The following is an 11,333-nucleotide window of genomic DNA, read 5'->3' as shown; positions in this document are numbered from 1 at the left end:
GGCGAAGTGCCTCCTACTTCGCCTGTCCCGCTTTCTGCAGGACTTCCTCCGCTTTTTTCATCACGGGATCCCCCCACGCCTCCACCTTCTTCCGCTCCGCCTCATCGAGGGAGTCCGCGCGGTTGCGCTTCTCGAAATTATCGCGGTCCATGTCCTCCAGTGCCACGGGCACATCCGGAGTGATGCCGACACGGTGGGGAGTGCGCCCGGAGGGTGTGTGATAGGTGGCGATGGTGAGACGCATGGCGGTTCCCTGCCCCAGCGGGATGATGTTCTGCACGGAACCTTTGCCGAAGCTCAGCTCCCCGATGATGGTCGCCCGCTTGAGGTCCTGGAGCGCGCCGGCGGTGAGTTCGGACGCGGATGCGGACATGCGGTCGATCAGAACCGCGATGGGATACTCCCGCTTCCGGCGTTGCCGTGAAGGGGTCTTGAGCGATTCCTCCGCCTCATTCCGGCTGCGGGTGGTGACCACGGTGGTGTCCGGGGGAACGAAAAGGCCGAGGATTTTCACGGTTTCATGCAGATCCCCTCCGCCGTTGCCACGGAGATCCAGGATGAGTGACTTCATGCCCGCGTCCTCCAGATCATCGAGGGAAACTTCCATCTCCTTCGCGCAAGCGGCACCGAACGAAGCGAGCCTGATATAGCCGGTGCCCTTTTCCTTGTTGATGATCTTCGCGTCGGCAACGGACCGCTCCTCCACCAGTCGGTGGACGAGGGAAACTTCGGTGGGCTTCGGTTCTTCGGGGGACTTCAGCTTCAGACGGCTCGTCTCCCCCGCTTTCTTCCGCAGGGTTCCGACCAGATCCTCGAACTCCCCTCCCTCCGTGGGCCGCCCATCGATCTCCAGCACGGAACTGCCTGTGGTGATCCCGGCACGCCCTGCCGGGCCGGGAGGAGCCACCGCCATGACATAGAGGCCGGTATCCCGCAGACCGAGCGTCATCCCCAGCGAAGGCACCTCCGGATCGAGCTTTTCATTCGATTTCATCAACGCCGCCATTTCCGGGTGGATGAAGGAGGAAAAGGGATCCAGCCCTTCCATCATCCCCTCCAGCGCGTGGTTGACCAACCGTTCATAAGCCAGCCGATCCGTATCCGGATGGTTTTTCCTGACCGCTTCCAGCACCTGGATGAACCTTTCGATGGCCGGATAGGCGGCTTCCTCCGCATCCGGCGGACCCGCCGGGGCGGCGATGGAAAGCGAAGGAAGAAGCAGGAAACCGCACCACCATTTCATGACCGTCTCTAACACCGCCCACCCGGCTTGGCGCGGGAAAAATTCAATCGGATGGAACACCAGATTTTGGTTGCGGGGGGAGGGATCGGATTTACTCTGTCCAACGACTGCTGTGTGCGTTCGATTTTGGCAGCTAGCCCGAACCGATATCACTACCACGGGATCATAATCCGGCCAATCAGGTCATGCCTTCACAGGAAGACCCACCTAGTCCGGACGGTCCCACTTGTTGAGCTTACGGAACGTGGCTCATAGCGCCAAGAACGGCACAGCGGTTTTCTTTTCCCACCCCGCTCCCCCTGACCTTCAGGGGTTGATTTCTCCCCGGAATCCACGAGCATGTAGCTCTGATGAATCCCTTCAGCGCCGCCTTCTTCGCGTTCCTGGCAGGAACGGGAGTGCTGTCTGCAGCCGCTCCCTCCCAAGACGCCCCCAACACCCAGGGGAGCGCTGCGGAGGCAACCGTCAGGGCGCTGATTTCCGACCTTTCCTCGGAGAACTTCGGGGTGCGTGAAAAGGCGACGCTCAAGCTCTGGACCCTGGGCGAACCGATCCTCGGGGAATTGAGGAAAGCCGCCGCAGGAGATGATCCGGAAGTGGCGTTCCGCGCATCGAAGCTCATCAGGGACATCGAGCATTTCATCACGCCGGACACGGACCCGGAGCTGATCCAGCACGTGGAGGACTACAAGAAGGCGCTCCCCGGGAACAAAGCGGATATTTTCAAGAAGATCGCCATGAAACGGGGATGGCACCAGATCCTGAAACTTTATGCCGCTGAAACGGATCCCGTGATCCTGGGGAAACTGCTGGATCAGGCCTACGAAGCCGCCATCATCGGGGCACGGGAAAAGCTCATCCAGGGGAAGGATGATGAAGCGCGGAAATTTCTGGAGTTGGCACCGCGCGATGCCCGGTCGCTGATGGCCCTGGCCTGCTTCCACCGCACGAATGGAACACTGGAGGAAGAACGCCTGAAGGCGGCCTCCGGACCGGCGGACTGGCGTGTGGCATTGGCCCGTGTGGCGGGTGACACCGCCACCGCGGCGGCTGCGGCGAAGGAAGCGGGTGATCCGGAACTGGCGGCGGCGATGGGGTTGTTCAACGGTGACCTCCTGCCCTGGCTGGATCTCATGAAGGAGGACGGTGAAAACTCCTCGAGAAAACCCTACATGGACATCGTCGGAGGCCGGTGGGATCCCAACCGGCAGGAGGAAGCAAGAATCGCCCTCCGGCAACTGTCCTCCGAAGCCACCACTTCACGGGATGGGGCTGCACGCGCCGGCGCTGCATGGAATCTTTTCCTGGCAGGCTATCCCGACCTGGCGGAAGCCGCGTTGCCCAAGGCTCCGTTGCTCCAGACGATCGACTACTACTCCTCGATCGAAAGGTATGATGAAGCGCTTTCCGCGTTTGGGCTGGATCCTGAGGCACCCGACTTCAAGGGATGGGTGGAGGGGAAATTCGGAGTCTATCTGAACCAGAGGAGATTCGAGAACGAGCGCGCGGAGAACGAATCCGGCGAGGCGGAAAAGGAACTGAAGAGACTGGCTCTCCTCCTCCACCAACTGGGCCTCGAAGCGGAGATGCTCTCCGCCTTCGAGAAGCCGCTGCTTTCAATGGCGGAGACGGATCTGGACGATTTCCTGATCCTGCTGGCCTCCCTCTTTTCCGGAGATCACGGCCCCGGCCCGTGTGACACCGCCGTCCTGGCACAGGCGGTCGCCACGAAATGGGCGGGAGAGGATGAGGGACGCTGGCGCCAGCTGGTCAATCTGGCGTTCAGCGAGGATGAAGTCGCCATCCAGTGGTGGGACTGGCAGGAGGTGCTGGACGGGGATGCAACCTTCGCGGACCGGTTCGAGGGACTCCTTGGATTGTTCGGAGTCATCCCGGATCCGAAACGGACCCGCGACCGCTGGCTGGGCCTCGCATGGAAGGCGGTCGAAAAAGCAACACCCGCCCAGAAGCCGCAGTATCTCAAGCGGATCGCCTACCCATCCGATTTCTCCCGGACGGAGGGCCGGTTCGCGGATATGGCCACCTCCCTGAAGGTGCTGGGCATGCAACCCGCCGCCGACCAGAGTTCCTCCCTCCAGACGCAGAGCTTCATGGGCCTCTCCATCCGGGGTGAGTGGGGGCAGGTGGCGGATATTTTCACGAAGATGATCGCCGGAGACAAAGGCGACAAGGTTTCGCTGAGGCGTCCGGAACTGCATGCCTACCTCGCCGCCAGCCTCAGGCGGGCCGGGCGGGAGGAAGAGGCGGTGGTGCATGATGGCTGGGCCGAAAAGCTGTCGCTGGGTGACTCCGGCTCCTCCATCATGATCTCGAACGCCTATGCCTTCGGTGGCGATATGGAAAGATCCGCCATCTGGCTGGCCCGCTACACCATCGAATCATCGCCCTCCTCCGAACCCTATGGGGATCTCATCAGCGGCTACTCCTTTGATGCCCTCAACCGCTACTCCGTCCAGCTTCTGGAGCAGGGCCGGTGGAAGGAATCCGCCGCGCTTGCGGAAGCAATGGCGCTTCGTGCGAATGACAATGACACGGACCTGTCACAGGCCCAGTTTCTCCTGAACATGCGCCTGCGGGCGGATCTCCCCCACGGTCTGTCCCTCATGGAAAGCGACCGGGAACGGGGTCTCGAAATGCTGGGACGGTGCCACTCTTTCTTTCCCGGGGTGGGCCATCTGGCGGATTACTTTTTCCCCGCTCTGCGGAAGGCGGGCCTGATCAAGGAACATGACCAATATTTCGAGCGGTCCTGGAAGGTCATGTCCGGACTGGCCGAACGCTTCCCACTCTCCGGACAGACGCTGAACGGCAGTGCCTGGCTGGCAGCCCGGGCCGTACGCCGCCTGCCGGAGGCGGAAGCGCTGTCCCGCAAGGCGCTTGCGCTGAATCCGGACGAAGCGGCCTACCTGGACACCCTCGCCGAGGTCCATTTCGCCAAAAAGGACAGGAAAGGGGCGGTGAAATGGTCCATCCTGGCCACGAATTTCGCACCCGGGGACTCAATGATCCGCCGCCAGTATGAGCGATTTTCAACCGATCCGTTCCCCGGGGATTAGATTCCCGCATTCCGGGAGCTTTCTTGGGGGCCGGAGATGAGCATGGCTTGACAGCGGGGCTTCTCTCGGGCGGGATTCCCCGCCCATGGCCAAACTCTCGATCCGCGATCTCGACGTCAATGCGAAGGAAGTCCTCATGCGTGTGGACTTCAATGTTCCTCTCAAGGACGGAGCCATCACCGACGACACCCGCATCCAAGGTGCCGTGCCATCGATCAAGCACCTCATCGCAGGTGGCGCGAAGCTCGTCCTCTGCTCCCACCTCGGCCGTCCGAAGGGCGGACCGGACGCCCAGTTCTCCCTCGCTCCGGCAGCGGCCGCCCTTTCCGAAATCCTCGGTCAGGAAGTGAAGCTCGCCCCGGACAGCATCGGTGAGGAAACCGCCGCGCTCCGCGCCGCGCTCCAACCGGGCCAGGTCCTGCTTCTGGAAAACACCCGCTTTTATCCAGCCGAGGAAGCGAACGAAAAGGACTACGCGAAGGCCCTCGCCGGCAACGCGGAGATCTTCGTGAACGATGCATTCGGCACCGCCCACCGCGCCCACGCCTCCACGGAGGGTGTCACCCATTTCATCCCGAAGGCCGCTTCCGGCTTCCTGCTCGACCGCGAGCTGGAATACCTCGTCGGCAAGCTGGAGAACCCGGAGCGCCCGTTCCTCGTCATCATGGGCGGAGCGAAGGTGTCCGACAAGATCCAGGTCATCAACGCCCTCATGGAAAAGGCCGACGCCTTCCTCATCGGCGGTGCGATGGCGAACACCTTCCGCAAGGCCCAGGGCTACCACACCGGCAACAGCCGCGTGGAGGCGGACAAGCTGGACCTCGCGCTTGAGATCCTCGCCAACGCGAAGGCGAAGGGCGTGAAGTTCCTCCTCCCCGCCGACACCCGCATCACGCAGGAGTTCAAGGAAGGTGCCGAAACCAAGAGCACCCAGCCCTACGAACAGGGTGGCGAAACCCCGGACGGCTGGGAAGGCATCGACATCGGTGACGTGGCCGTGGACGAGTTCGTCGCGGAGGTCGCCAAGGCCAAGACCATCATCTGGAACGGCCCGATGGGCGTGTTCGAACTCGACAGCTTCGCCAAGGGGACCAAGGCCGTTGCGGAAGCGATGGCCGCCAACACCGGCACCACCATCGTCGGTGGCGGAGATTCCGTCACCGCGGTCAACAAGTTCGGCCTGGATGACAAGATGACCTTCATCTCGACCGGCGGTGGCGCCTCCCTCGAACTCCTCGAAGGCAAGGTGCTCCCTGGCGTGGCCGCACTTTCCGACGCTTGATTGAATTACCTGCCAGCTTTTACGTCAAAACACCCGATCCCAACGATATGAACCGCAAGCCGATCTTCGCCGCCAACTGGAAAATGAACAAAGGACCTTCGGAAACGGAGGACTTCGTGAAGAGCCTGCTCTCCAAGCTCCAGGGTTCGAATTTCAACAGTGAGATCGTGATCGCGCCGCCGTTCGTGTCGCTGGCGAAGCTGGCGGACCAGCTCCACACGGCCACCGCCGTCCAGAACGCCCACGCCATCCAGATCGCGGCGCAGAATTGCTCCGAGTATGACTCCGGCGCCTACACCGGTGAGGTGAGCGTGCTGATGCTGCGCGAGTTCTTCGTGCACTACGTGATCCTCGGCCACAGCGAGCGCCGCTCCATCTTCGGTGAGACGGACGCCGTCATCAACGCGAAGATCAAGAAGGCGCGCGAAGCGAACCTGAAGCCGATCTTCTGCATCGGTGAAACCCTCGCCGAGCGTGAGGCCGGCAAGCTGGAGGAAGTGCTCCGCACCCAGATCACCGGTGGCCTGAAGGATGTCTCCGAAAAGGACCTGGCGGAAATCGTCGTCGCCTATGAGCCCGTCTGGGCGATCGGCACCGGCGTCACCGCCACCTCCCAGCAGGCGCAGGAGGCCCACGCCTTCGTCCGGTCGGTGATTTCCGAGCTGTACGGCGCGGACGCCGCCGGCAAGATCCGCATCCAGTATGGCGGCAGCGTGAAGCCGAACAACGCCGCGGAACTGATGGCCTGCCCTGACATCGACGGTGCCCTCATCGGCGGTGCCTCGCTGGAGCCGCAGAGCTTCTTTGAAATCGTCCGGAACGGCACCCAGTCCGCCTGACCGGCCGACGCCACCGGAGCGTATGAAGTTCAAAGGACCCGGTTCCCACGAACCGGGTTTTTCATTTGTCTCAGGCATCCGGACCTTCTACCTTCCCCGCCATGAGACTCTTCGCACGGCTCGCCGCCCTGTTGTTCCTGCTCCTTTCCGGCATCGCCAGCGCGGAGCACGTCATCGTATCCGGCGGTCCATCCCTGAGAAAGTGGGAGAACCTGCGGGTGCCGGATGACCAGCACGACCGCTGGTGGGCGAACTTCATCCGCGCGGCCACCCTCCGCATGGCGGAGGTCCGGCAGGCCTACGGATCGGACGCAGCCATCGTATGGATGGTCCACCAGAGGAGCTACCAGGCCCGTGGCCGGGAGGACGGAAAGCCCTACACCACCTGGATCAACGAGCAGGCGGCGAAGCGGCGCGTCACCCTGATCTGGGTGAACACCACCGGGGACCTCATCCGCGCCATCAACTCCCGTCCGCGCGGTTCCGTCCAGACCTTCGACTACTTCGGCCACTCGAACCGCCACGCCTTCATGCTCGACTACGGCAGTGACATCATGGCGGCGTCCACCGCCTGGCTGCATGAGCGGGATCTGCCGAAGATCAAGTCCTCCGTTTTCTCGAAAAACGCCTACTGCAAGAGCTGGGGCTGCCATACCGGCGAAAGCATGACCAGGGTGTGGAGGAACACCGTGGGCATCCCTCTGGAGGGTGCCAGGGGCAAGACGCTCTACACTTCCGTTGGCCAGGGGAAAATGCCACTCATCGATGGCGGCTGGGCACGCTGACCCGATACCAAGACCGGCATATCCCCCTTCCCTTTCCCATTTTTCACTCTCCCACATGATTCTCTCCGAACTCCAGGCACTCTACGACCTTCCCTTCTTCGAACTCATCCAGCGTTCCCGGAAGGTGCATGAGGCCAACTGGCCGGACGCCGAAGTCCAGCTCTGCACGCTCCTCTCCATCAAGACCGGCGGTTGTTCCGAGGACTGTTCCTACTGCGCCCAGTCCGCCCGCTACAACTCCGGCGTCCAGATCGAACGGCTGATGGAGAAGGAGCAGATCATGGAACGCGCGCGCGCCGCCCGTGAGACAGGCTCCACCCGCTTCTGCATGGGCGCTGCCTGGCGCGGTGTCCGCGGCGGCACCCAGCGCTTCGAGCAGGTGCTGGACATCATCAAGGACGTTTCCACCCTCGGCATGGAGGTCTGCGTCACCCTCGGCGAACTCGGCCCGGAGGAAGCGGTCCGCCTGCGTGAGGCGGGTGTCACCGCCTACAACCACAACCTGGACACCTCCCCGGAACATTACCCGAACATCGTTTCCAGCCATACCTACGACGACCGCCTGCGGACCATCCGCAACGTGCAGGACGCCGGCATGTCCGTCTGCTGTGGTGGCATCCTGGGTCTCGGGGAAACGATCACCGACCGCCTGCGGATGCTGGAGGTCATTTCCAGCTTCAACCCGCAACCGGAAAGCGTGCCGATCAACTCCCTGATGCCGATGCCGGGCACGCCGCTGGCGGAGAATCCCCAGGTCGATCCGTTCGACCTCGTCCGGATGATCGCCGTCACCCGCATCGCCATTCCGAAGGCGAAAGTCCGTCTTTCCGCAGGCCGCACCCGCCTTTCCGATGAAACACAGGCGATGTGCTTCTTCGCCGGCGCCAACTCCATCTTCTACGGAGACAAGCTGCTCACCGCGAAGAATCCGTCCGTGGAGAAGGACCGTGCGCTGCTCGCCAAGCTCGGCCTCTCGACGCTCGCCCCGAATCCGTCGCTGGAAGCCCCGGAGGCCGACTGCGGACTGCCCGCCAGCCCTGCGTGTGCGGGGGCGGGTTGTTGCTGAGGAGGGAGGACATTGCGGCAGAGCCGCTATGTCCGCTTCGCTCCCATTCCTGTCCTCCGGCGGCATTGGCGGAAGAAGGAGGAGAAGTTTTCAGTTCTTGGTTTTCAGGGAAAGGAAGAGGCTGACCACGAGTCTGGCGAATTTGAAGAGTTCCATACTCTTTCTTGGCGAGCTTGGCGTCTTGGCGGTGAATTTTCTCTGATTCGCCAATGCCGTCGGAGGACAGGAGTGTCCTCCCTCCTTACTTCTCCTTACTTCCAGCGGTAGTGGCCGGTGAGAGGATAGGCCGCCAGCACGTCCTCCTCCCTCGCACCGCCACCGATGTTATGTATGACCAGCGGCCTACCATCGGCGGTTTTCTTATCACTCACGATCATGATGTGCGGCAAATGTGGCGGCACGGTGCAGGTGACCAGATCACCGGGTTGGAACGCGGCGTAGTCCACGGGTGAGGCCAGCCTGATGCCATATCCCTTCCGTTCGAAGTATTTCCGCAGATTGGGCACACGCCGGTGGTCGATGTTGCGGTCGGTGCGGCTCAGCCCCCAGTTCTTCGGATAGCTGCCGAAGTTCGCTTTCATGTCCTCGTGGACCAGCTTCTGGAGATCCTGCGAAAGACCATCCCGCAGGGCACGGATCACCACATCCGTACAGACCCCTTTCTCCCGCGGCACGTCGCCATTGGGATAGGAGAGCGACGTGTAGGCAGGGTCATAGGTCAGCGTGACCCCGATCTGCTTGCGCGCCGCCCCGACGATCTTATCCCCCACCTGCGCGTGCAGCGGGACGAGAGCAAGCAGCCAGCAGCATAATGCGGCGCGGATCATTTGAGGGATGTCAGCTCCAGCTTCCGGAATTCCACTTCCGTTCCCTCCGCCTGGAGCGCGAGCTTGCCGGAGGATGCGGTGCTTTTCGAGCCATGGTTCACAAGGACGCCGTTGACGTGGACGATCACCTCGTCGCCCTTGCACTCGATGATCATGGTGTTCCATTCACCCAGCGGTTTCTCGGCTCCGTCGTTGAGGTTGAGGATGCGGCGGGCATCGGCCGGACCGCCGCCGAAGTTCTGGCCTTCCTTCCGCGGGCGGCGCTTCTCCATGTCCGGCACCTCGATGTTTTCACCGATGCACCAGAAGTCCCCCGCGTCGCCGGAGTTCATCTGCACCTCGATGGACTTCGGGAACATCTGGTAAAGATTCCGCGGCTCCGAGGCATGGATGAGCACGCCGCAGTTCCCGCCCTTGCCGGGGAAGCGGTACTCCACCTCCAGCTTGTAGTCGGAGTAGGACTTGTCGCTGACGAGGTGGCCCTTCGGATCCCCTTTGCTGACGAGCAGGCCGTCGCGGACGATGAAGCTCGGAGGCGTCTCCGGCTTGCCGTCGGCCGAGGGAACATCAGGCGTCCAGCCGCTGAGATCCCTGCCGTTGAAAAGCGGTTCGGCGGAAGCGAGCGTGGGAAGGAAAAGAAGTGCGAGGAACGTGGATTTCATAGGATGGGAGGTGATGGGCTGTTGCGTTACCTCTCTACTACGGGCAGCGCCCATCTGTTTCAAGGAACGATCGGGCGTTCCGCTCCTCCGGTGACATCCATTCCGGAAAAAATGGCGCCCTGTCCGAAGCGACGGGATTTCAGGGTTGTATGGTGGCACCGGGACATCATACAAACATGAAACCCCATGAAAGCCCCCGCATTCATCACAGGCCTTTTGTGCCTGGGTTCCGCCGTTTGTGAAGCGACGGTACTCCTCCACCAGGATTTCTCCAGCTATCCGTCCGGCTCCATCCACGGCAGGACGGCGACAGGACCAAATGTCTCCGGAACATGGACCGCCACCAATGACAGCTACGGGACATTTTCCGCCAATGGCAGCCTCCTCTCCTTCGCCCGCACCCAGACGACATCGACCACCCCGATCTCGAAATACGCCCAGTTCACCGTCGCCTCCACACCTGACTCCACCGCCCTCCACCAGGAATTCTGGACCATGGCGACGATTTCCACCGATACGATGCAGGCGGCATTCGTCTCCATTCCCCTCCACCGCGACTCAGGGGCCGCAGGGCAGAGGATTATTTTCGGAATCGACGGCGGAAAGGCATTCCTGGCGACCGGGGCATCCGGCGCGACCCTGAACGGCCAGGTCCTTTCCACCACCACTCCGGGCACCTCCGCCCACACCCTGCTGGTCCGGATGGCCCAGGGATCCAATACCAACGACGACATCTACCATCTCTGGATCGATCCCGACCTGGGCGCAGGACAGGGCGCACTGGGCGCTCCCGATGTCCAGATCACCGGCCAGAATTTCATCTGGAACGGTGGCAGTTCCCTGGGGTCCAACACCGTCGCCGCCAATGTCAGCTTGGGGATCATCACGACCCTGAACGCCACCCAACCGCAAGGCGGCAGCTTTTCCGACATCCGCGTGGCCACGACGTTCGAGAGCATCCTTGTTCCCGAACCCGGGACGACCCTTCTGTTGGTTCCCGGCCTCGCCCTCGTGTGTCTTCGGCGGAGAACGGTTTGACCGGGGTCACGTTGCCCGCTGAAGAGTCCGGGCTGCCCCACAGCCGCGGTCCTCAGGAAACACCTTCGAGAATGCGCGCCGGTTTGCCCTTGCGCAGGGCATTGCGCTGCCATTTGCGGAAACTGAAGTCCCGCTGGCGGAGAAGTGTCTCAAGGGAAGCACCGTCGTGCTCCAACTGGAGGTGGGAGGCGAGGATTTTCCGGAGACGGTAGAACGGGAGATAGTGGTCCTCCTCCAGCTTCCGGCGGCAACCGAGGAAGCACTCAAGGACTTCCTCCCAGTCGGTGCCGTGAATGAGGAGGCCGCGCAGATCGAGCAGGTCATTCCAAGCAGCTTCCGGAGTCGTCCGGAAAAGCTCCTCCACCACCTTTGCGGCGCTCACACGCCAAAAGCGGGCTGGTTCATTGCTCGGGCAACCATTGCTCACGGGCCGACCGTAGCATTTTGAGACTGCGTCGCAATTAAAATCTTCAGCAAATGCATCCGTGTGAGAGGTCATTGCGCGGGATGATAC

Annotated in this window: 8 protein-coding genes and 1 pseudogene; 5 read left to right on the top strand and 4 right to left on the bottom strand. The window is 62.2% G+C overall.

The features are described from left to right. Positions 1-13: 13 nt before the first annotated feature. A complete protein-coding gene (locus KF712_19125; GenBank protein ID MBX3743105.1) occupies positions 14-1,243 on the bottom strand; it encodes a S41 family peptidase in 1,230 nt (409 codons plus the stop codon). A 350-nt stretch (positions 1,244-1,593) separates the two neighbouring features. Between KF712_19125 and KF712_19120 the strand changes: the two genes are divergently transcribed. The 4 genes and pseudogenes from KF712_19120 to bioB all read left to right on the top strand — a co-directional run bounded on the left by KF712_19120 (position 1,594) and on the right by bioB (position 8,292). Beyond that, positions 1,594-4,320, top strand: a complete 2,727-nt coding sequence (locus KF712_19120; protein ID MBX3743104.1) for a hypothetical protein — start codon at positions 1,594-1,596, stop codon at positions 4,318-4,320. 85 nt (positions 4,321-4,405) lie between these two features. Further along, positions 4,406-6,441, top strand: a pseudogene (gene tpiA / locus KF712_19115) (triose-phosphate isomerase). 101 nt (positions 6,442-6,542) lie between these two features. Next, entirely contained in the window at positions 6,543-7,226 is a 684-nt protein-coding gene (locus tag KF712_19110) for a hypothetical protein (GenBank protein ID MBX3743103.1), read from the top strand. A 55-nt stretch (positions 7,227-7,281) separates the two neighbouring features. Continuing rightward, complete coding sequence (gene bioB / locus KF712_19105) at positions 7,282-8,292, top strand: biotin synthase BioB (GenBank protein ID MBX3743102.1); 1,011 nt, start codon at positions 7,282-7,284, stop codon at positions 8,290-8,292. Between the two features lie 251 nt (positions 8,293-8,543). Here bioB and KF712_19100 read toward each other — a convergent pair whose 3' ends face one another. Together KF712_19100 and KF712_19095 are read right to left on the bottom strand one after the other, a co-directional pair. Beyond that, positions 8,544-9,119, bottom strand: coding sequence for a DUF1287 domain-containing protein (locus KF712_19100; GenBank protein MBX3743101.1), 576 nt, complete (start codon positions 9,117-9,119; stop codon positions 8,544-8,546). Next, complete coding sequence (locus tag KF712_19095) at positions 9,116-9,781, bottom strand: DUF1080 domain-containing protein (protein MBX3743100.1); 666 nt, start codon at positions 9,779-9,781, stop codon at positions 9,116-9,118. Before KF712_19095 ends, KF712_19100 begins: the two co-directional genes overlap by 4 nt. Positions 9,782-9,967: 186 nt before the next feature. Here KF712_19095 and KF712_19090 point away from each other — a divergent pair, with 186 nt between their 5' ends. After that, on the top strand, positions 9,968-10,819 hold the full coding sequence (locus KF712_19090) for a hypothetical protein (protein MBX3743099.1): 852 nt from the start codon (positions 9,968-9,970) through the stop codon (positions 10,817-10,819). A 52-nt stretch (positions 10,820-10,871) separates the two neighbouring features. On the opposite strand, the gene KF712_19085 is transcribed toward KF712_19090, so the two are convergent. Next, on the bottom strand, positions 10,872-11,201 hold the full coding sequence (locus KF712_19085) for a hypothetical protein (protein MBX3743098.1): 330 nt from the start codon (positions 11,199-11,201) through the stop codon (positions 10,872-10,874). Between the last annotated feature and the right edge of the window lie 132 nt (positions 11,202-11,333).

The organism is Akkermansiaceae bacterium, from assembly GCA_019634595.1.
Taxonomy (GTDB): Bacteria; Verrucomicrobiota; Verrucomicrobiia; order Verrucomicrobiales; family Akkermansiaceae; genus Luteolibacter.
The sequence above is the reverse complement of the archived record's forward strand: the minus strand, read 5'-3'. Positions and strand labels throughout refer to the sequence as shown.

Excerpts from the sequence above, each read along its gene's own strand:
- KF712_19090 (MBX3743099.1), top strand. The coding sequence starts at position 9,968 with ATGAAAGCCCCCGCATTCATCACAGGCCTTTTGTGCCTGGGTTCCGCC.
- KF712_19110 (MBX3743103.1), top strand. The coding sequence starts at position 6,543 with ATGAGACTCTTCGCACGGCTCGCCGCCCTGTTGTTCCTGCTCCTTTCC.
- KF712_19095 (MBX3743100.1), bottom strand. The coding sequence starts at position 9,781 with ATGAAATCCACGTTCCTCGCACTTCTTTTCCTTCCCACGCTCGCTTCC.
- KF712_19120 (MBX3743104.1), top strand. The coding sequence starts at position 1,594 with ATGAATCCCTTCAGCGCCGCCTTCTTCGCGTTCCTGGCAGGAACGGGA.
- KF712_19125 (MBX3743105.1), bottom strand. The coding sequence starts at position 1,243 with ATGAAATGGTGGTGCGGTTTCCTGCTTCTTCCTTCGCTTTCCATCGCC.
- bioB (MBX3743102.1), top strand. The coding sequence starts at position 7,282 with ATGATTCTCTCCGAACTCCAGGCACTCTACGACCTTCCCTTCTTCGAA.
- KF712_19100 (MBX3743101.1), bottom strand. The coding sequence starts at position 9,119 with ATGATCCGCGCCGCATTATGCTGCTGGCTGCTTGCTCTCGTCCCGCTG.